Raw genomic sequence first — 281 nt, forward strand, 5'->3', positions numbered from 1 at the left:
ACCGATGCGGCGCTCGGCGCGGATGTTGATGCGCGGGGCGGACACCGCGTTGTAGTTCCAGTTGAGGTTGCCACGGGTGATGGTCAGGTCCTGCCCATACGCCTTGTAGCGGCCGCTCACTTCCAGGCCGCCATTGGCGGTCATTTCGCGGCCGGGCTTGGCCCAGACCTGCATCTTGCCGGTCAGCGCGCCCTTCAGGCCGAACCCGGTCATCTTCACCTTGTCGCCCAGGCTGACCGTCAGGTCCATGTCCAGCGGCGAGGTGCGCGACTCTTCCGGAT

1 protein-coding gene is annotated in these 281 nt (G+C 66.2%); it reads right to left on the bottom strand.

Going from position 1 to position 281, the window contains the following annotated elements; translation table 11 throughout:
* Positions 1–281: translocation/assembly module TamB domain-containing protein (locus KDM87_RS17655; RefSeq protein ID WP_212680431.1), on the bottom strand; the 281-nt coding region annotated here is incomplete at both ends.

This window comes from Cognatundibacterium rivi, from assembly GCF_018139565.1.
Classification (GTDB): domain Bacteria; phylum Pseudomonadota; class Gammaproteobacteria; order Burkholderiales; family Burkholderiaceae_D; genus Undibacterium; species Undibacterium rivi.